Origin of the sequence: Pedobacter sp. UC225_65 (genome assembly GCF_042698365.1) — a bacterium.
Lineage (GTDB): Bacteria > Bacteroidota > Bacteroidia > Sphingobacteriales > Sphingobacteriaceae > Pedobacter.
Genome location: NZ_CP170550.1, coordinates 1,566,356 through 1,587,739, shown reverse-complemented (window position 1 = coordinate 1,587,739; position 21,384 = coordinate 1,566,356). Strand labels below are relative to the sequence as shown.

18 protein-coding genes and 2 pseudogenes are annotated in these 21,384 nt (G+C 39.7%); all 20 read left to right on the top strand.

Annotation, left to right across the window (positions count from 1 at the left end; all coding sequences use genetic code 11):
• Positions 1-11 precede the first annotated feature (11 nt).
• The 20 genes and pseudogenes from ACFJIZ_RS08400 to ACFJIZ_RS08305 all read left to right on the top strand — a co-directional run bounded on the left by ACFJIZ_RS08400 (position 12) and on the right by ACFJIZ_RS08305 (position 20,968).
• Positions 12-1,628 carry a glycoside hydrolase 43 family protein gene (locus ACFJIZ_RS08400; protein ID WP_379092221.1) on the top strand — a complete coding sequence of 539 codons (1,617 nt, stop codon included), beginning with the start codon at positions 12-14 and terminating at the stop codon, positions 1,626-1,628.
• Between the two features lie 204 nt (positions 1,629-1,832).
• Positions 1,833-2,285, top strand: a complete 453-nt coding sequence (locus ACFJIZ_RS08395; RefSeq protein ID WP_379092218.1) for a glycosyl hydrolase family 28-related protein — start codon at positions 1,833-1,835, stop codon at positions 2,283-2,285.
• Entirely contained in the window at positions 2,237-3,496 is a 1,260-nt protein-coding gene (locus ACFJIZ_RS08390) for a glycoside hydrolase family 28 protein (RefSeq protein WP_379092216.1), read from the top strand. The genes ACFJIZ_RS08395 and ACFJIZ_RS08390 overlap by 49 nt, the downstream gene beginning before the upstream one ends.
• 2 nt (positions 3,497-3,498) lie before the next feature.
• On the top strand, positions 3,499-5,319 hold the full coding sequence (locus tag ACFJIZ_RS08385) for a glycoside hydrolase family 105 protein (RefSeq protein WP_379092213.1): 1,821 nt from the start codon (positions 3,499-3,501) through the stop codon (positions 5,317-5,319).
• Between the two features lie 160 nt (positions 5,320-5,479).
• Positions 5,480-6,517 (top strand): pectate lyase, encoded by a 1,038-nt coding sequence (gene pelA, locus ACFJIZ_RS08380; RefSeq protein ID WP_379092210.1) that lies wholly within the window; start codon positions 5,480-5,482, stop codon positions 6,515-6,517.
• 251 nt (positions 6,518-6,768) lie between these two features.
• On the top strand, positions 6,769-8,352 hold the full coding sequence (locus ACFJIZ_RS08375; RefSeq protein ID WP_379092206.1) for an alpha/beta hydrolase family protein: 1,584 nt from the start codon (positions 6,769-6,771) through the stop codon (positions 8,350-8,352).
• A 200-nt stretch (positions 8,353-8,552) separates the two neighbouring features.
• Entirely contained in the window at positions 8,553-8,765 is a 213-nt protein-coding gene (locus ACFJIZ_RS08370; protein WP_379092203.1) for a hypothetical protein, read from the top strand.
• A gap of 169 nt (positions 8,766-8,934) precedes the next feature.
• Positions 8,935-10,431 (top strand): tagaturonate reductase, encoded by a 1,497-nt coding sequence (locus tag ACFJIZ_RS08365; RefSeq protein WP_379092200.1) that lies wholly within the window; start codon positions 8,935-8,937, stop codon positions 10,429-10,431.
• A gap of 3 nt (positions 10,432-10,434) precedes the next feature.
• Positions 10,435-12,079: pseudogene (locus ACFJIZ_RS08360) on the top strand (UxaA family hydrolase).
• A gap of 65 nt (positions 12,080-12,144) precedes the next feature.
• The gene (kduI, locus tag ACFJIZ_RS08355; protein ID WP_379092198.1) at positions 12,145-12,975 is read left to right on the top strand and encodes a 5-dehydro-4-deoxy-D-glucuronate isomerase; all 831 of its coding nucleotides are present in this window, start codon (positions 12,145-12,147) and stop codon (positions 12,973-12,975) included.
• Positions 12,975-13,790, top strand: a complete 816-nt coding sequence (locus ACFJIZ_RS08350) for an SDR family oxidoreductase (protein WP_379092195.1) — start codon at positions 12,975-12,977, stop codon at positions 13,788-13,790. Before kduI ends, ACFJIZ_RS08350 begins: the two co-directional genes overlap by 1 nt.
• Before the next feature lie 77 nt (positions 13,791-13,867).
• Positions 13,868-15,100, top strand: coding sequence for a glucuronate isomerase (gene uxaC / locus ACFJIZ_RS08345; protein ID WP_379092192.1), 1,233 nt, complete (start codon positions 13,868-13,870; stop codon positions 15,098-15,100).
• The gene (locus tag ACFJIZ_RS08340; protein WP_379092189.1) at positions 15,033-15,269 is read left to right on the top strand and encodes a glucuronate isomerase; all 237 of its coding nucleotides are present in this window, start codon (positions 15,033-15,035) and stop codon (positions 15,267-15,269) included. The genes uxaC and ACFJIZ_RS08340 overlap by 68 nt, the downstream gene beginning before the upstream one ends.
• Before the next feature lies 1 nt (position 15,270).
• Positions 15,271-16,287: a PfkB family carbohydrate kinase gene (locus ACFJIZ_RS08335; protein WP_379092186.1), complete on the top strand. Its 1,017-nt coding sequence runs from the start codon at positions 15,271-15,273 to the stop codon at positions 16,285-16,287.
• Positions 16,280-16,945, top strand: a complete 666-nt coding sequence (locus ACFJIZ_RS08330) for a bifunctional 4-hydroxy-2-oxoglutarate aldolase/2-dehydro-3-deoxy-phosphogluconate aldolase (protein WP_379092183.1) — start codon at positions 16,280-16,282, stop codon at positions 16,943-16,945. Before ACFJIZ_RS08335 ends, ACFJIZ_RS08330 begins: the two co-directional genes overlap by 8 nt.
• A 37-nt stretch (positions 16,946-16,982) precedes the next feature.
• The gene (locus ACFJIZ_RS08325) at positions 16,983-17,642 is read left to right on the top strand and encodes an MFS transporter (protein WP_379092181.1); all 660 of its coding nucleotides are present in this window, start codon (positions 16,983-16,985) and stop codon (positions 17,640-17,642) included.
• Positions 17,602-18,123 (top strand): annotated as a pseudogene (locus ACFJIZ_RS08320) (MFS transporter); the annotation flags it as partial. The gene ACFJIZ_RS08325 and the pseudogene ACFJIZ_RS08320, both read left to right, overlap by 41 nt.
• Before the next feature lie 434 nt (positions 18,124-18,557).
• Positions 18,558-19,136, top strand: coding sequence for an aldehyde dehydrogenase family protein (locus ACFJIZ_RS08315; protein WP_379092178.1), 579 nt, complete (start codon positions 18,558-18,560; stop codon positions 19,134-19,136).
• Positions 19,051-20,184, top strand: coding sequence for an aldehyde dehydrogenase family protein (locus ACFJIZ_RS08310; protein ID WP_379092175.1), 1,134 nt, complete (start codon positions 19,051-19,053; stop codon positions 20,182-20,184). The genes ACFJIZ_RS08315 and ACFJIZ_RS08310 overlap by 86 nt, the downstream gene beginning before the upstream one ends.
• Before the next feature lie 214 nt (positions 20,185-20,398).
• Positions 20,399-20,968, top strand: a complete 570-nt coding sequence (locus ACFJIZ_RS08305) for a UbiX family flavin prenyltransferase (RefSeq protein ID WP_379092172.1) — start codon at positions 20,399-20,401, stop codon at positions 20,966-20,968.
• The last annotated feature ends 416 nt before the right edge of the window (positions 20,969-21,384 follow it).

Genomic DNA, 21,384 nt, shown 5'->3' with positions numbered 1-21,384 from the left:
CTGATCAAATCATGAAAATAACAACCATAGCCTTTCTTTTATTGTGTAGTTTAACTATAGCAGCACAAAAACCTGATGTGTCTAAAGTTTGGGTAGCCGATCTGGGTAATGGAAAATATAAAAACCCAGTGTTGGATGCGGATTATTCTGATCCCGATGCCATAAGGGTAGGTGATGATTTTTATATGGTTTCTTCAAGTTTTGATGCAGTACCCGGATTGCCCATCTTACATTCAAAAGATCTGGTCAACTGGACCATTATCAGCCATGCCTTAAAAAGACAAATCCCGTTCGAGCATTTTTCCAAAACCCAACATGGCAATGGCGTTTGGGCACCAGCCATCCGTTTTTATAAAGGTGAGTTTTATATCTATTATCCGGATCCAGATTTTGGCATCTATTTAACAAAAGCCAAAAGTGCCACAGGACCTTGGTCTGAACCGGTTTTGGTAGAGGCTGGAAAAGGTCTGATCGATCCTTGTCCACTTTGGGATGAAGATGGAAAGGTTTATCTCGTACATGCTTATGCAGGGAGTAGGGCCGGAATTAAAAGTATCATTGTAGTGAAAAAGCTCAATGCAGCAGGCGATAAGGTGATGGATGAAGGTAAATTGGTTTACGATGGACATGAGCTAGACCCAACCATAGAAGGTCCCAAATTTTATAAACGCAATGGTTATTATTACATCTTTGCACCTGCAGGTGGTGTAGCCACTGGCTGGCAATTGGTATTGCGTTCCAAAAATGTATATGGCCCCTATGAGCGTAAAGTAGTAATGGATCAGGGCAAATCTCCCATCAATGGTCCACATCAGGGCGCTTGGGTGGATACACCAACAGGCGAAGACTGGTTCTTGCATTTTCAAGATAAAGAAGCTTATGGCAGAGTAATGCATTTGCAACCGATGAAATGGATTAACAATTGGCCAGTGATTGGGGTAGATGCAGATGGTGATGGGATAGGCGAGCCAGTTTTGACGTATCAAAAACCAAAAATAATAAAGCCAACAGCCATTGTTACCCCTGCCGAATCTGATGAGTTCAATAGTACAAATTTAGGCTTACAATGGCAATGGCAGGCCAATCCATCGGCTACATGGTCTTTTTTAAACCCTACAAATGGAAGCTTGCGTTTGTATTCAGTAAAAATGCCAGATAGTGCCAAAAACTATTGGGAAGTACCTAATCTATTGCTCCAGAAATTCCCAACAGAACAATTTACCGTAACCACAAAACTGACTTTTACGCCAAATACCAAGCTAGAAAACGAGAAAGCAGGACTGATCATTGCAGGGTTGAGTTATGCCAATATTGCTGTAAAAAGTAAAAAAGATGGGCTCTATCTTGTGTATACTACTTGCAGTGCTGCAGATAAGGGTAAGGCCGAAAAAGAGGAGGTAGTGGTGAAGCTAAATACAAAAGATGTTCAGCTTAGGGTTACGGTAAACAAAGGCGCACAATGCCAATTTAGTTACAGCCTAGATGGGCTTACATTTATCAACGTCAAGGATGTTTTTCAGGCCGAACCAGGGAAGTGGATTGGTGCTAAAGTAGGTTTGTTCTGTGTAAGAACGCAGCAAACAAATGATGCTGGTTATGCTGATTTTGATTGGTTCCGTATCAATTGATCCAAACCTGAACCTAATTCTTACTCACAGCGAACAAACCAACAACGAATAACAAAAAAATGGTAACGATTGCATAGTTATTTTCTGGCTTTTAGTTCCATTCCTCTTTAAAACTATGTAGACTTGTTAAACGAATAATCGGTATTGCTAGTCAAATTAATTAGCAAAGCTGTTTTTTAACCAATATAAGCCGTACATATGAACATGAAAAAAATAGTTCCAACTATCTTCACGCTGCTCTTACTTACCAATCTTTTTTTAGCTAAAGCCCAAAAACAACCCTATTCGTTCAGTAACCTGCCAGTTGTTGCTAAAACATCATTTAAGGCAGATACTTTAAATATTATCAAGTTTGGTGCTAAAAACGATGGGGTTACCCTCAATACCAAAAGTATCAATGATGCCATTATTGCCTGTAATAAAAAAGGAGGTGGCGTAGTCTTGATTCCAAAAGGCTTATGGCTTACGGGTCCGATCGAATTAAAAAGCAATGTCAACCTGCACTTACAAAAAAATGCAATCCTTCAGTTTACCAAAGACTTCGACCAATATCCTTTAGTAGCCAGCAATTGGGAAGGTTTACCACAGATGCGTAACCAATCGCCGATATGGGCAACCAACCAACAAAATATAGCTGTTACAGGTTTTGGATCATAGATGGTGCAGGTGATGCTTGGCGAATGGTTAAAAAAGACAAACTAACCGAAAGCCAGTGGAAAAAATTGGTCGCTTCTGGTGGCATGACCAGCGAAGATAAAAAAACATGGTATCCAACGGAGAAGACCTTCAATGCTTCGAAGATGAAAAATCCTGGTGAAATTACCAGTGATAAAACCCCTGAATTCTATAAATCAATCAAAGATTTTCTCCGTCCAAATCTGTTGGTTTTTACCGCCTGTAAAAGGATTTTGCTAGAAGGAGTTACTTTCCAAAATTCTCCAGCCTGGAATATCCATCCACTGATGTGTGAAGATTTGACCGTTAGAAATGTATACGCCAAAAATCCTTGGTATGCCCAAAATGGTGATGGTATCGATATCGAATCGTGTAAAAATGTGTTGATTGAAGGCAGTACCTTTGATGTTGGCGATGATGGAATCTGTATCAAATCTGGCCGCGATGCAGCAGGCAGAAAACGTGGCATGCCAACAGAAAATGTAATTATCCGCAACAGCACGGTTTACCATGCCCATGGTGGATTTGTAATTGGGAGTGAGATGTCTGGTGGAGCAAAAAATATTTTTGTATACGATTGTTCGTTTATCGGAACAGACATCGGATTACGTTTTAAAACCACAAGAGGTAGAGGTGGAGTAGTAGAAAAGATCTTTGTAAAGAACATCAACATGAAAGATATTGTAGGCGAAGCTATCTTATTCGACATGTATTACGCTGCTGTTGATCCTGTACCTTTAACTGGCGAAAAGAGAGATGCACCGAAAATCCAATTGTTGCCTGTAACCGAAGAAACGCCTGTTTTTAGAGATTTTCATATCAGTAATGTAGTTTGTGACGGTGCTTCGAAAGCTGTATTTATCAGAGGGCTTCCAGAGTTGAGCATCAGCAACATCACTTTGGCCGATTTGAGCATTAAAGCACATGAAGGTATAGATCTCCAAGAAGCAAAAAATGTAAGTTTAACCAATGTAAATCTGATTGCAAAAGAGGTCAATCCCTTGATCAATATCCAAAATGGAAATGACATCAGTTTCAAGAACATCAATTATAACAATGCCCAATTATTGTTTAGGATCAGTGGAGATAGAAATAGCAACATCAAAACGGTTGGGCTCGATGCATCGAAGGCAAAAGTAAAAACAGAATTTTTAGCAGGTGCAGAAGAAAAATCATTACAGATCAACAAGTAATCATGAAAACATCTTTTTTTAAATATAGTATACTTGCCGTTTTTGCAGGTTTAACATTGCAGGTTAAAGCACAAAACAAACCCCTGTCGCAACAGATAGCCACAACGGTAATGGAAATCTGGAAAGATTCGTTAAATCTGGATCCAGCCAATCCCAAACCTGTGAAATGGGCCTATGATCAAGGTGTGATTTTAGAGGGTATTGATGGCATTTGGAAAAGGACTGCCGATAACGAATATTTCAAATACATGCAAAAGAGCATGGATTTTTTTGTAACCAAAGAAGGAACAATCAATCGCTATAAACAAGCGGATTATAACATCGACAACATCAAAAATGGCCGTATTTTATTGACTTTGTATAAAGTAACCGGTCAGCAAAAATATTTCAAGGCTGCTACTTTGTTGTGGGATCAGTTGCAACAACAACCACGTACCAAAGAAGGTGGTTTTTGGCATAAAAAAATCTATCCCAACCAGATGTGGTTGGATGGATTGTACATGGGCCAACCTTTTTATGCAGAATATGCAGCCCTGGTTAAAAATGAAAAAGCTTTTGATGATATCGCCAACCAATTTGTTTGGATGGAGAAAAATGCCAGAGATGCAAAAACTGGATTGTTATACCATGGCTGGGATGAATCCAAAACCGAGCAATGGGCCAATAAAACCACAGGTAAATCGCCGAACTTTTGGGGTAGAGCAATGGGTTGGTATGGTATGGCATTAGTTGATGTGTTAGATAATTTTCCACAGCACCACCCTAAACGTGCAGCATTATTGGCCATCTTAAGCCGCTTTGCAATTGCCGTACAAAAAGTACAAGACCCAAAATCGGGATTATGGTATGATATTTTAGATCAACCACAAGGCAAGGGCAATTACCATGAAGCTTCTGCATCGAGTATGTTCGTTTATACCTTGGCCAAAGCTGTTCGGATGGGTTATTTACCATCCAATTATTTAGCAGTGGCCCAAAAAGGTTACCATGGCATTAAAACAGAATTTATTGAGCCTGCAGGCGATGGTAAAGTGAACCTAAAAGGAACTGTGAGTGTTTCTGGTCTTGGTGGCAAGCCTTATCGCGATGGTAGTTATGCCTATTATTTAAGTGAAAAGGTAATTACCAATGATCCAAAAGGTGTTGGTGCATTTTTGTTGGCCGCGAACGAAATGGAAATAGCGGCCTTGCCCAAATCGAAATTTGGTGAAACCGTACTATTGGACTCATATTTTAACAACGAAACCAAAATAGACCAAAGCAATAACAATGTTTCGTGGCATTACAAATGGGAGGAACGAGCAAATGGTGGATTCTCTTTCTGGGGAGACCTGTTCAACAACAAAGGTTTTCAGACTAAAACCTTGTATCAAGCACCAACCTTGGCCAATCTAAAAAATGCAGCTGTTTATATCATTGTTGATCCTGATTTCGAAAAGGAAAACCCAAAACCAAATTTTATAGAACCTACTCATATCAAGGTTATTACCGAATGGGTAAAAGCAGGAGGTATTTTATTGTTGATGGGTAACGATGCACCAAATGTAGAGTTGAAACACTTTAATGAATTGGCAGGTCAGTTTGGGGTGTTTTTTAATGGAGATAGCAAAGGAACTGTACCCGTAGCCACAAATTTTGAAACTGCAAAAGTTGTTGTTCCGACGGGAAATGAAATATTTAAAAACTCGACCAATCTTTTTATCAAAGAATACAGCAGTTTGAAATTATCAGGTGCAGCCAAATCAATTTTAAAAGATAAAGATGGAGACGATGTAATGTCGATCAACTCCATATGGAAAAGGAATGGTGTATGTAATCGGTGACCCTTGGTTGTATAATGAATATGTTGACGGTAGAAAACTGCCAGCTTCTTACGATAATTTTAAAGCAGCTAACGATTTAGTCGATTGGGTAAGCAAAAAGATCTTGGTTAAAAAAGTAAAGTAAATAAGTGAGTTGGGTAATAAGAAAAACAAAAAGTAGATGAAAAAGCAAGGTCAAATATTCTCAATGTTGGTGGTTCTGGGTTTAAGTTCATGTGCTACTGCCCAACAAACCAACCAAGCCACTGTGCAAACAGGTCCAATTGCCGAAAGGATGTTGGTGTACCAATTGAGCAATGGAGCATGGCCAAAACAGCTAGAGGATAAAAGCGTAGTGAAATATGAGACACCCATAGATGATGCTTTGATGGCCAAGATCAAAGCCACAACTTACATGCACGCTACGATTGACAATAGGGCAACCAGCAAAGAGATAAACGCATTGGTTAAAGCTTATCAGACCACGCACAACAAAGCTTATTTACAGGCGGCAGAAAAAGGTTTAGACTACCTTTTAAAGGCCCAATACAAAAATGGTGGTTGGCCACAATATTATCCTGATAAAAGTAGCTATAGGGCAGAAATTACCTATAATGATGATGCAATAGTGAATGTATTGAACATCATGATGGATATCGCCACCAAAAGTAATGGCTTTGAAGTGGTAGATCAGTCCTACATTGCCAAAGCAGAAGATGCCGTAAAAAGAGGTTTGGATTGTATTTTGAAGACCCAGGTTATCCAAAATGGAAAAGGAAGCATTTGGGCAGCACAATATGATCAAAACACCTTACAGCCAGCTAAGGCAAGAGCATTTGAACCTGCTTCTTTAAGTACGTCAGAATCTGTCAATATCGTAAGGTTTCTGATGCGCATTAAAAATCCAACTCCAGAACTTCAAACAGCCATTAACAACGCAATTGATTGGTTCAATGCTACCAAGATTACAGGTTATAAATTTGATAAATTTCCAGATGGAAAAGATAGAGGTTTAATTGCCGATCCTAATTCAGTAATATGGGCTAGGTTTTACGATCTGAAGACCAATCAACCTATCTTTGGCGACCGTGACAATGCCGTTTATAAAAATGTAGCCGATATCAGTTTCGAACGTAGAAACGGTTATGCCTGGTACGGTACATGGGCAAACAACTTGATCAATAAGGAATATCAAAAATGGCTAAAAAGCAATGGCTAGCTCAGTTTTTATAGAAAATGGAAAAGGTAAAATGGTTATAGAGCTTGATGCCCAATGAACCAATGAACCAATGCCGAATGAACTATTGAACCAATAAACTATTGACCAACAATTTTGTCATGCTGAGGAACGAAGCATCTCTTTTTAGCTGGCCAAAGGAATGGGATTTTTCGCTATGTTCAGGATGACAAAGATGTCTTGACAATGAACCAATGAACCAATGCCTAATGAACTATTGAACAAATAAACGAATGACTAATCATAAATCGATATCTCATCTTTTAGTCTATCTCCTTTTATTAGGTTTTGCCCTTCCAACTTATGCCCAAAAAGAAGCCAATATCCTCGATTGGAAAACAGATGTAAGTTTAAACACCTATTTAGTACAACAATTGCATTTAAAATATGATGCAAGAAGAGTTGAATTTGCCAGAGCATTAACTACAAAAACCAATACTTTAGCTTATATCCAAACTGTAAAACAAAAATTCAAAACCCTGTTAGGCACATTGCCTCAAAAAGCCAATTTAGCAGTCCAACAAACTGGAACCATCCAAAAATCAGGTTATCGGATTGAAAAGATTGTTTACCAAAGTTTCAAAAACCATCATGTTACCGCAAATCTGTATGTGCCAGATGGAAAAGGAAAATTTCCAGCTGTATTACTTTTTTGTGGTCATGAAGATTTGGCCAAAGCAACCGAGTCTTACCAACAAACTGCAATGCTGTTTGCCAAAAATGGTTTCGTTGTTTTTGTAATCGATCCCATTTCCCAAAGTGAAAGGGTGCAATTAACAGATGAGAGTGGAAAAGCACTAACACGAGGTGCTACTACAGAACATACGTTGTTAAATCTCTCCTCCAATCTTTTGGGTATATCCGTAGCAGCGTATGAATTATTTGATAATGCAAGAGGATTGGATTATCTGGTAACCAGACCTGAAGTAGATTCTCATAAAATTGGGTGTATCGGCAATAGTGGAGGTGCCATGCAGGCTATTTATTTTGCTGCTTTTGATGACAGGGTAAAAATCATTGCTCCTTGTAGTTATTTGGCCAGCAGAGAAAAAACATTGGCTACAACTGGGGCTGCAGATGGTTGTGCACAAATTCCAAACGAAGGGACAGCACAACTCGAAATGAGCGATTATCTAATTGCGGCAGCACCTAAACCGATGTTGGTATTGGCAGGGCGCTATGATTTTATCGATTACAATGGAACACTCGAATCATTCGATGACCTAAAAAAGGTTTATAAAAGTTTAAAGACATCAGATCGGCTCTCGCTTTTTACGTATGATGATGGCCATGGAATTTCAAAACCAAAAAGAGAAGTTGCCGTACAGTGGTTCCGCAAATGGTTTTACCAAGATAATAGTCCAGTTAAAGAAGAGGAGATAACAGATTTGAGGGATAAAGATTTATTCGCAAGTGTTAAAGAAAAGGTCAACCTAAGCTATCCTAACGAAATCAATATCGTTCAAAAGAACCTACAACTGTTTAATGAAAAGGCGGCAGAACGACAAGTATTTGGACAATTAGACCCTACTCAACGGAAACAAAAGGTAGAAAACCTATTGGGCATCATTCCAAATCCAAGTCCGCTTGAAATTAAAAGCGTAGGCAAAATTAAATACGGACAGGTCAACCTCGGTTTTGATCGTCTTATTCTTCGTCAAAAAAACGAATTGCCTTTGCCATTAGAGATTTCTTATCCTAAAAAGAGGGATCAAAAAATTGTAATCTGGATTGGTGACGATCAAAAGAAAATGGATAGCATCCGTTCGTACTATTCAGGTAAGGGTACAGATGATGCCCTTGTTTTTGCAGACTAAGAGGAACCGGAGAAACGACCGATAAACCAGAACTGAACGATCCAAAATATTTCAGCAAAGACTACCGGAATGCCATACTGGCTTTACACCTAGGTAAACCGCTGGTAGGGCAACGCACAAGCGATATTTTAAACCTGATCAAGTTTATAAAAAAGGAGGTAAATCTTAAAGATCTGCCTATAGAAATCAATTCAATCGGTTTGGTTGGTCTATCTGTTTTACATGCAGGTTTTTTAGATCCTAATATTGATAAGATCAATTTATATCAATGTATCTCTACCTACCAAGAGGTGTTAAATCAGCCATTGGCAAAAGATAGGTATGGAGCTGTGGTCAATAACATCCTGAGTTATTACGATATCCCCGATCTTGTCAATTGGATCGGTATAGAAAAAGTCCAATTTAAGCAATAAACCAACAAAACCTCCGCTCACGTTCTCGGGAACGATTGCGCAAATATTTGCATTCAAATCGGGTTTTTACTAGCAATTAATAGGTATAATTGCTTTAACCAAATGCTGGGAAAGGGCTTTGTGCTCTAGCAATCAGCGAATTTTAAAATTGAAAAGTTGATATAATAGAATGATTTTATCTCAAAAAAATCTAAGTCTTATTCCAAAAGAAAAGCTGATTGTGCCAAGAGAAAGTAGCTTCGAACTTCCAGAAAAGGTACTCCAATTCGGAACCGGAGTTTTGTTGCGTGGCCTTCCAGATTTTTTCATAGATAAAGCAAACCGTCTTGGCCTATTTAATGGCAGGGTTGCAGTGGTAAAATCGACTAAAGGAGCTACTGCCGAATTTGAAGCCCAAGATTCTTTATATACACTTTGCGTACGAGGCCTTGAAAATGGTCAGCCCGTATCAGAAAATATCATTTCATCCTCCATTAGCAGGGTAATTTCCGCAGACCAAGATTGGGATGCCATCTTATCAATTGCTGCAAGTGAAAATCTTCAGCTCATCGTATCTAACACAACAGAAGTTGGTATACAATTGGTCAATGAACGTATCGACCAAAACCCACCACTTTCTTTTCCCGCCAAGGTATTGGCCGTTTTGCACCACCGATTTAAAATGTTTAAAGGGGCGAAGGATAGTGGTTTGGTAATCATTGCAACAGAATTGATTCCTGACAATGGCAAAAAATTAGAATCTATCGTTATAGCGTTGGCCAAGTTTAACCAATTAGAAGCCGATTTTATGTTATGGTTGCAAGAAGAAAACAGATTCTGCAATTCGTTGGTGGATCGGATCGTTCCGGGCAAACCAGATGCAGCAACCTTAGCTAATCTAGAAGAAGAGCTAGGTTATACCGACCATTTATTGGCCATGACAGAACCTTATCGCTTATGGGCCATCGAAGGGGATGAAAAAGTAGCAGCTGTACTTTCTTTTGCAAAGGCCGATGCCGGGGTAATCATTGCCAACGACATAGAAGTGTACAGAGAACTAAAAGTACGTTTGCTAAACGGTACGCATACGCTGAGTTCAGGCATCGCTTTTTTATCAGGTATTGATACAGTAAAAAATGCAATGACAGACGAGCTGATCAAAACTTATATAGAAGGTGTAATGGCCACAGAAATTGGTCCTGCCATACCTTATGCCGTTACAAAAGAACAGACTACGGCATTTGCAGCTACGGTAAAAGACCGTTTTGCAAATCCATCCATAGAACATTTGTGGATCAATATCACTTTTCAATATACCATGAAAATGAAGATCCGGATATTGCCATTGCTGTTAAACTATTATAGATTATTCAATACCGTTCCAGAGCAGATCAGTTTTGGTTTTGCGGCCTATCTAACCTTTATGCAGGTTAAGCGTAAAGAAGGAGAGAAGTTTTATGGTAATTATAATGATATCGATTATCTGATCACAGACGATAGCGCTGCTTATTTCAATGGCAAAACCGATGTAGTCAGCATATTGAGCGATGTGGCTTTCTGGGGAACAGACCTTAGTCTATTGGAGGGTTTTGTAGCCACGGTAGAAGAAAAATATAAGGCCATTGCCAAAGATGGAATGATGGAAGCTTTGGCAGAATTGACCACATCAAAAATAAACGTATTGTAAAGCATGAAGCAGAAAGTTTTAAAAGTCCACCCGAATGACAATGTATTGGTTGCCCTAGCTGATCTAAAAGCTGGAGAAACAGTGCAGTATCAAGGGAACGACTATGTGTTGGTGGATGACATTCAGGCAAAACATAAATTTTATACCACCGATATGAATGAGGGTGATGAAGTTTTGATGTATGGTACATTGGTAGGCAAAGTACAGTATGCCTTAAAGGCCGGAACTTTAATGACTACGGATAACCTTAAACATGCCGCTGCCCCATACCAATATCGCCCTTATCATTACCAATGGCAAGCACCAGATGTATCTAAATATGCTGGTCGTACGTTTAACGGTTACCACCGTTCAGATGGCAAGGTAGGCACGGCCAACTATTGGCTTTTTATCCCAACCGTATTCTGTGAAAATAGAAACCTAGATGTGATTCGGGAGGCATTACACAATGAATTGGGCTATGCTGTAACAGCAAAATATAAAGCCTATACACACGAACTGGTAGAAGCTTTTAAGAACGGAGTTGACATTTCAACTTTAACTGCCCCAATGTCTTTTGAAGGCATAAGAAATGACCGTCCTTTTAAAAATATAGATGGAATCAAGTTTTTGAACCATCAAGGTGGATGCGGAGGCATTAGACAAGATGCGGCAGTGTTAAGCAAACTATTGGCTGCTTATGCTGATCGATCCAAACGTAGCAGGCGTAACCATGTTGAGCTTAGGCTGTCAGAATTTGCAGGTGCAGGATTTTATGCACGACCTGAAGGAGCGAAACCCAAATTTTGATAAGCCACTTTACATTTTTGAGCAACAGCAATCGCAGAGCGAAGAGAACATGATTGCCGAAGCCATTAAAAAAACCTTCGAAGGTTTGGTAGAAGCCAATAAAATTGAACGTAAACCCGCACCATTAAGCCAAATGAATGTGGGCGTAAAATGTGGTGGTAGCGATGGCTTTAGTGGTATTTCTGCAAATCCAGCAGTAGGTTATTGTTCTGATCTGTTGGTGGCTTTAGGCGCAACCGTATTGTTGGCCGAGTTTCCAGAATTGTGCGGTGCAGAGCAGAACATGATCGATCGCACCAAGGATGAGGCTGCTGCAAAAAAGTTCATCAAACTAATGGGTGCCTACAGTCAGGCTGCAGAAAATGCAGGTTCTGGTTTTCACATGAACCCTTCGCCGGGAAACATCAAGGATGGTTTGATTACTGATGCCATCAAAAGCAATGGCGCGGCCAAAAAAGGAGGGACATCGCCCATTGAAGATGTGTTGGATTATACAGAACCAGCCATCAAAAGTGGGCTCAACTTGGTGTGTACCCCAGGTAACGATGTAGAAGCCACTACAGGTAAGGCAGCGAGTGGTGCAACCCTGATTTTGTTTACAACAGGCCTAGGGACCCCTACAGGCAATCCAGTATGCCCTGTGATTAAAGTAGCCACCAACAACGCATTAACCAAACGGATGGGCGATATCATCGATATCAATACAGGACCAGTAATAGAAGGAGAAAAGACCATCGAAGAAATGGGGGAAGACATCTTAGAATATTGCATCAAGGCTGCTAGCGGAGAAGTAATCCCAAAATCTGTGCTGCTGAACCAAGATGATTTTATTCCATGGAAAAGAGGAGTATCTTTATAAACAGGCCTTTGCAACTTGAATAACAAAATGTAAAGACTGAAATAAAAAATAAATAATACAAACCGATGAAAATAATACAAGCTGTACATTCAGAAGACTTTAAAACGTATCAGACCGATAAGATCAGAGAGCGATTTTTATTAGATGGTTTAAAAGAAAAAAATAAAGCCAATTTCGTTTATGCCCACTACGATAGAATGGTTACAGGGTTGATTACTCCAACAACTGAAGTACTTACCTTAGGTACCTACGATATCTTACGTGCCGATTTCTTTTTAGAAAGAAGAGAAATGGGTGTAATCAATGTAGGTGGTGCTGGTACTATTGAAGCTGATGGCACTATTTATGAATTGGCAAAAATGGATTGCCTATATATGGGTAAAGGGGTAAAAGAAGTGAAGTTCAGTAGCAAAAATGCTGATGAACCTGCAATATTTTATGCTTTGTCTACACCAGCGCACCATACTTACCCAACTGCCTATTTACAACATGCCGATGCTTTTTCTGCCCAATTGGGGAGTTTAGAAACGGCAAACGAACGTAAAATCGTAAGATACATCCACAAAGATGGAATCCAAAGTTGCCAATTGGTAATGGGATTGACCATCCTTTCTACAGGCAGCGTTTGGAACACCATTCCGCCACATACACACGATCGTAGAATGGAAGTTTATTTCTATTTTGATGTAGATGAAGAACACCGCGTTTTCCATTACATGGGCGAACCACAAGAAACTCGTCACATTATTGTAGCCAACCACGAAGCGGTTTTATCTCCGACATGGAGTATCCACGCAGGCAGTGGGACCAAAAATTACAGTTTTATTTGGGGCATGGCAGGCGAAAACTTGGATTATGCAGACATGGACACATTTGGCGTAAAAGAACTTAAATAATGGAACAATCATTCTCTTTAAAAGATAAAGTAATCGTAGTAACTGGTGGCACAGGTATTTTGGGCAACTCGTTTGTAAATGCAATTGTAGAGGCAGGTGGCGCTGTGGGTATTTTGGGTAGAAATGTCGAAATCGCTAACGAAAGAGCTGATGCGATCAACAAAAATGGAGGTAGAGCAATTGCCTTAATTGCAGATGCCATGGATGAGGAACAATTGATTGCTGCCCGCACAAAAATACTAGCCGCATTTGGCAAAATTGATGGTTTGGTCAATGCAGCAGGCGGTAACATGCCCGATGGGGTGTTGCAACCAGAAGAAAGCATTTTTGAAATGAAAATGGATGGGATGAAAAAAGTGCTCGACCTTAATTTATGGGGAACACTGATTCCAACACAGGTTTTTGGCGCTGCAATTGCCGAAACAGGGAAAGGCAGTATCGTTAATATTTCATCCATGAACTCGAAAAAAGCAGTGACCAAAGTATTGGGATACAATATGGGCAAAGCTGCGGTAGACTGCTATACACAATGGTTTGCAGTAGAGTTGGCCAACCGTTATGGAGATAAAATTAGGATGAATGCCTTGGCACCAGGTTTCTTTTTAACCGAACAGAACAGAAATCTATTGACTACACCAGATGGTGGTTTTACACCTCGCGGACAATCCGTAATCAAACAAACTCCTTTTAAACGTTTTGGTGATCCAGACGAATTGAAAGGCGCCTTGGTTTGGCTATTGAGCGATGCTTCGCAATTTGTAACCGGAGCCATCATCTGTGTAGATGGTGGATTTTCGATTTTTAGTGGTGTTTAACATAGAAGGAATAAGAAATAGACAATTTGCCTAAGCATCCAATCTATTTCCTAATAAAAAACATAAAGTAAGAATACGTGAAAGAATTTTTAGACGAAAACTTTTTATTGCAGACCAAAACAGCACAAATGCTGTATCATGAATTTGCAGCACAGATGCCTATCATCGATTACCATAACCATTTGATGCCTGAGCAGATTGCTGAAGATAAAAATTTCGAAAATATTACCCAGGTTTGGCTGTATGGTGATCACTATAAATGGAGAGCCATGCGTGCAAATGGGGTAGACGAATATTATATCACAGGTGGCGCATCTGATTTTGAAAAGTTTGAAAAATGGGCAGAAACTGTCCCTTATACCTTAAGAAACCCACTTTACCATTGGACCCACCTAGAGTTGCAACGTTATTTTGGTATACGTGAGGTTTTATCAGGTGCCAATGCCAAAAAAATCTACGACGAATGTAATGCCAAATTACAGACCAAGGAATATAGTGTACAAGGTTTATTGCGTAAAATGAACGTGAAAACATTATGCACTACCGATCATCTTCTAGATAATTTGGAATACCACCAACAGCTTAAAAGCAGCGGAACGGTACTTAAGGTTTTGCCTGCATTTAGACCAGATAAAGCTATGAATTCAGATGATGTTGTTGGTTTAAACCAATATATCGATAAACTATCTAGTTTAATGGGGATAGCCATCTCAACTTACGATGCTTATTTGAGCGCATTGAAATCGCGTCACGATTATTTTGCCAAAAATGGAGCATCAGTTTCCGATCATGGTTTAGAGCAGATCTATGCTGAAGATTATACAGAAGAAGAAGTAAGAAACATCTTCCTTAAAATCAGAGCAAAAGAGGCTATCACCTTAGTAGAGAACTTGAAGTTCAAATCAGCCATGCTTTTCAACTTTGCCCTTTGGGACCATCAAAAAGGCTGGGTTCAACAATTTCACCTAGGTGCCTTGCGCAATAACAATAATCGTTTATTATCTACTTTAGGCCCCGACACTGGTTTCGATTCAATTGGAGATTTTGTACAAGGAAAACAATTGGCCAAGTTTTTAAATAGATTGGATTCTGGAAACACTTTGGCAAAAACGATTTTATATAACCTAAATCCTGCAGACAACGAATTAATGGCCACCATGATAGGTAACTACAATGATGGTACCATTGCCGGAAAAGTACAGTGGGGTTCTGCATGGTGGTTTCTAAGATCAAAAAGACGGTATGATCAAACAGTTGAATACCTTGTCGAACATGGGCTTGTTGAGCCGTTTTGTAGGAATGTTGACTGACTCGAGAAGTTTCCTTTCTTTCCCACGTCACGAATATTTTAGGCGCATTTTATGTGATCTATTTGGAACTGACGTTGAAAATGGGGAAATTCCTTATGATAAAGAGTGGCTTGGAAAAGTAATCCAAGATATTTGCTACAACAACGCCAAAACCTATTTCAATTTTTAACATGGGCAAAGTCTTAAATTTTGGTGAGCTTTTATTGCGGATTTGTCCAGATGGCGATGGAGTATGGCTAAAGGAAAATAAATTGCCATTTTATGTAGGTGGTGCTGAATTAAATGTGGCAACTGCATTGGCATTATGGGATATTCCTTCGGCCTATTTTACTGCTTTGCCAGAGAATTTCATGGCCGAGCAGCTGGTTGGTTACTTAAAGGGTTGTAAGATTGATACTTCTAGGATCCATCATGGTGGCGATCGTATCGGCTTATATTACCTGCCAAAAGGAAAGGACTTAAAAAACGCAGGCGTGATCTACGATCGTGCAAATTCGGCTTTTGCCAGTCTGCAAACTGGAAGTATTGATTGGGATAAAGTATTGGATGGAATTACTTGGTTTCATTTCAGTGCCATTTGTCCGGCATTGAACCAAGCTGTGGCAGATGTTTGTTTAGAAGCGGTTAAAGCGGCAAGTGCAAAGGGCATTACCATTTCTATCGATTTAAACTATAGGGCAAAGTTGTGGCAATATGGTAAACAGCCCATAGCGATCATCCCACAATTGGTGCAGTACGCAGATTTAGTGATGGGAAATATCTGGGCCGCCGAAAAAATGTTGGGTATTGCTGTAGCAGAAAACATCACAACAGTTGATGACCAAGCTACCTATCTTGAACAGGCCAAAAAAACTTCGCAAGCAATTGTCGAACAATATCCTAAATGCAAATGGGTTGCAAATACATTTCGTTTTGACCAACAACAAGGCATCAAATACTATACGACACTTTATACCGATCAGGAATTATTGATGTCAAAAGAATTTAACGCAGAAAAAATATTGGATAAAGTAGGCAGTGGTGATTGTTTTATGGCAGGGTTGATCTATGGTTTATATCAAAAAAATCAACCTTTAGACACTTTGAATTTTGCCACGGCAGCTGCATTTAACAAATTATTTATACCCAGCGATTGTACGACGGCAACAGTTGCAGCAGTAAAACAAACCTTAGCAGAAAATGATTAAAAATAAAGAAACCGCCATCGAGGCCATCAAAACGCAAGGTTTTTTGCCTCTTTTTTATACCGATGATGCACAAGTAAGCTTGGATGTGATACGTACACTGTACCGTGCTGGTGTTCGTGTTTTCGAATATACCAATAGGGGCAAAGCAGCATTGGATAACTTTAAGTTGATCAAGGCTGCACAAAAAACCGAGATGCAAGACCTGTTTTTAGGAATCGGTACCATCAAAAATACAACAGAAGCAAAAGCTTTTTTAGCTGCGGGTGCCGATTTCATCGTTTGTCCGGTAGTAGACCTTGAAGTGGGAAAGCTAACGCACGATGCCGGTTTATTATGGATTCCTGGCTGTATGACGCCAACAGAAATCAACCTGGCCCATCAAAACCAAGCAGGAATCATCAAGTTGTTTCCGGCAAATATCCTTGGACCAAGTTACTTATCCTCGATCAAAGAACTTTTCCAAGGTCAGCTGTTTGTGCCAACTGGTGGGGTAGAGATTGACGAAACCAATATCGATACTTGGTTCAAAGCAGGAGTTTGTGCTGTTGGCATGGGCAGTAAATTGATCAGTAAACAGATTTTAGACCATAAAGATTACGATACCTTGTTTTCACTGACCACGAAAACATTTGAAATTATCAACAAAGTAAAACCATAACCAATATACAAACCAACCAAAATATAAACTTAAAATGATGAACCAAGCCAAAATCGGCAATTACAGATGGACAATTTGTGCACTTCTGTTTTTTGCAACTACTGTAAACTACCTCGACAGACAGGTGTTGAGCTTACTGAAACCCACACTAGAAGAGCAGTTTGGTTGGTCAAATAGTGATTATGCGGATATTGCCGCTGTATTTCAATTTACTTATGCCATTGCCATGTTGTTTGCAGGTCGTTTTGTCGACAAGTTAGGTACGAAATGGGGTTATGGCCTTGCGATCATCATCTGGTCTATTGGTGCAATCATCCATGCTTATTCCATTACGATCGGTACCGGTATTGCTTCTATCTTAACTACTTTTGGCATTGCAGCTATTCCGGTTTCAATATTGGGCTTTATGTTTTCGAGAGCGGTTTTAGCCATTGGCGAATCAGGGAATTTTCCGGCAGCAATTAAAGCTACCGCAGAATATCATCCTAAAAAAGAACGCTCGTTTGCTACAGGAATCTTTAATTCTGGAGCCAATGTTGGGGCTATTTTGGCACCAATTACTGTGCCTTGGATTGCTACCCACTGGGGATGGGAAAAAGCATTTGAATTGGTTGGTGCAATTGGCTTTTTATGGTTGTTCTTTTGGTTGGTATTTTATGAATCCCCCAGAAAAACAAAAGAGACTATCTGCAGGTGAATTGGCTTACATCAACAGTGATGAAGATGAAATTGCAGATAAAGCCAATGTAGACAAAGTATCATGGTTTAAGCTGTTGGGCTACAGACAAACGTGGGCTTTTACATTTGGTAAATTTATGACCGATGGCGTTTGGTGGTTTTTCTTGTTCTGGTTACCAGGTTATTTGAAAGACCAATACGCTATGACAGGTTCAGATATCATGCTTCCCTTATCTGTGTTGTATAGCATGACGATGATTGGTAGCATTGGTGGTGGTTGGTTACCTAAATATTTTGCAGATAAAGGTTATGCAGTTTACGATGGCAGAATGAAAGCGATGTTTTTAATTGCACTTTTCCCATTGATTGTTTTACTGGCGCAGCCTTTAGGTCATTATTCTTTCTGGATTCCAGTAATCTTGATTGGTGTTGGCGCTTCTGCCCACCAGGCTTGGTCTGCAAATATCTTTACTACGGTTTCAGATATGTTTCCTAAAAGGGCTATCGGTTCGGTGGTAGGTATTGGTGGTATGGCTGGCGGTATGGGTGGAGTTTTGGTTACAAAAGTTGGAGGCTGGATCTTCGATAGCTATGCACACCAAGGAATTGCAGAATCGTTTGCCAAGTTTAACGAATTGGGTAACAGTAGTTTTATCAATCAGATCAACTCAATGGACTTGGCCAGTAAATACGGCGATAAGGTAAACCTGAACGTAATGGCATTGAGTAAATTACCTGTAGAAGTGGCAGACAAATTGAAAGCCATAGATGCCAACCTGTTTACCCAGTTGTTAGAAATCCAAAAACCATTGGTACAATCGAATATGACCATTGCCTACACCATTATGTTCGCATTTTGTGCTGTTGCTTATTTAATAGCGTGGTCTGTTATGAAATTATTGGTTCCTAAATATAAAAAGATTACAGACCTATAATGAGCTTTCAAGAACAGTTAGATACGCTTTTCCCAAGGGAGGAGCAGATACCTGCGACTTTCAGATTGACAGAAGAGGTTAATCAAAGAACATATTTATCCAACGGCGAAATGTTGCCATGGCATGGAGAAGTACATACGGTCTTGTCGCCAATCTGTATCCAAACTGCCGATGGACTAAAACGTAAGGTAATTGGTACTTATCCGCTATGTGACAAAGAAGAAGCCAATGCTGCTTTAGATGCGGCGGTTAAAGCTTACGATAATGGAAGAGGCGAGTGGCCTACCATGAGCGTGGCCCAAAGGATTGAAAGTGTAGAGAAGTTTACGCGAGAGATCATAGAGAAGAAGCAGGAAGTAGTGAAACTCATCATGTGGGAAATCGGTAAAACATTTGCCGATTCGACCAAAGAGTTCGACCGTACGATAGAGTACATCCAAGCTACTATCGATGCATTGAAAGACCTGGACAGACAATCTTCTGGTTTTACCATTGAACAGGGCATTGTGGCGCAGTACTCGTCGCTCGCCTTTGGGTGTGGTTTTGTGCATGGGGCCATTCAATTATCCGTTGAATGAAACTTTTACCACATTGATTCCCGCCCTGATCATGGGCAACACCATTTTGTTTAAACCACCTAAACATGGTACTTTATTGTTCTACCCTTTGTTGCAGGCCTTTAAAAACTGTTTCCCAAAAGGTGTGGTCAATACCATTTATGGTCGTGGCAATAAGATCATTCCAGGTTTAATGGAATCGGGAAAGATCAATGTATTGACTTTGATCGGTTCGAGCAAGGTAGCTAACGAACTAAAAAAGATGCACCCTAAAGTAAACCGTTTACGTGCTATTTTAGGTTTGGATGCTAAAAATGCGGCCATCATTACTGCGCATGCCGATCTGAAACTGGCCGTACAGGAAACTGTTTTGGGTTCGCTTTCTTTTAACGGACAAAGATGCACGGCCTTAAAGATCATTTTTGTACACCGTAGTTTGGCCGATGAATTTTTGAAACAACTGGATGAGGCGGTTTCAAAACTGAAATTTGGAATGCCTTGGGTTGATGGAGTTTCTTTAACCCCACTGCCAGAACCACATAAACCTGCTTATTTAAAGGAGTGTTTAGATGACGCTGTGGCAAAAGGTGCCAGGATCATCAACGAAAATGGTGGTGCCACCAACGAATCATTTGTATTTCCTGCAATTGTCTATCCGGTAAACTCAGCAATGAAATTATATACGGAAGAACAATTTGGCCCTGTAGTGCCTGTGGTGCCTTTTGATAACTTGGAAGAAACGATTGAATATTTGATCGAATCGACACATGGCCAACAAGTAAGTATCTTTAGTAATGATGATCAGGAGGTAGCTGCCCTGATCGATCCTTTGGTCAATCAGGTAAGTCGTGTAAACATCAATTGTCAGTGTCAAAGAGGACCAGATGTGTTTCCATTTACCGGAAGAAAAGACAGTGCCGAAGGAACTTTATCTGTAGTTGATGCTTTGCGCTCATTTTCTATCCGATCTTTGGTGGCCACAAAACTAAATGAGAACAATAAACATTTGCTAAATGAGATGATCGATAGCAATAGTTCAAATTTTTTAAGTACCAAATATTTATTTTAAACCCTCAGAAGTGCGTTTTAAGCCACATTTTGAATTTTGTTGTGTCACATTTACACTATATAAAAAAAAAGAGTGTTTAAACTTTCTTTTTTTTACAATTTTAGTTACATTTGAGCTTACCCTTTCGGGGGTATGTTTTTCATAGGTAGATGTAGGGTCAGAAACTTGTTTCTGGCCCTTTTTTGTTTTAAGCTTCGTATCTTTGTAACATATCATGGGAAACAAGAAAAAAATCATCGTTGCAATCACGGGCGCCAGTGGCGCAATCTATGCCAAACTCTTATTGGATAATTTGTTGAAACTCACCGACCAGATTGAAAAAGTTGGGGTAGTGATGTCTGATAATGCCAAAGAAGTATGGAGATATGAACTTGGTAACGAAGAATATGACAACTATCCATTTACTTTTTATCATAAAATGGATTTCAATGCACCCTTTGCCTCGGGTTCGGCCAAGTTTGATACCATGATCATCATCCCTTGCTCAATGGGAACTTTGGGACGCATTGCCCACGGCATATCCAACGACTTGATTTCGCGTGCAGCAGATGTTATTTTAAAAGAACGTAGAAAACTGATTGCCGTAGTAAGAGATACACCATTTAACTTGATCCACATCAATAACCTTAAAACAGTTGCCGAAGCTGGTGGGGTCATCTGCCCAGCAAGTCCATCTTTTTATAGTTTGCCCAAAACAATTGAAGAAGTAGCCCAAACGGTAGTGAACAGAGCAATTGACCTAGCAGGATTAGAGCAAGACAGCTATCGTTGGAATGAAGAATAGTTCATTGGTTCATTAGTCATTTGTTCATTGTCTTGGATAAGTTCAGACTGCTAATTCATTTTCCAATGTTCCTAGGTATGTCACCCTGAGCGAAGGGTAGTTTTGAGAAGTTTTAGAAATGATGTTTTTAGAAAATGTCTTCGACAGGCTCAGACTGACAAGATGTGAGTTTATTCGTCATTGGTTCATTAGTCATTTGTTCATTAGACTGGATAAGTTCAGACTGCTAATTCATTTTTCAATGTTCCTAGGTATGTCACCCTGAGCGAAGGGTAGTTTTGAGAAGTTTTAGAAATGATGTTTTTAGAAAATGTCTTCGACAGGCTCAGACTGACAAGATGTGAGTTTATTCGTCATTGGTTCATTAGTCATTTGTTCATTAGACTGGATAAGTTCAGACTGCTAATTCATTTTCC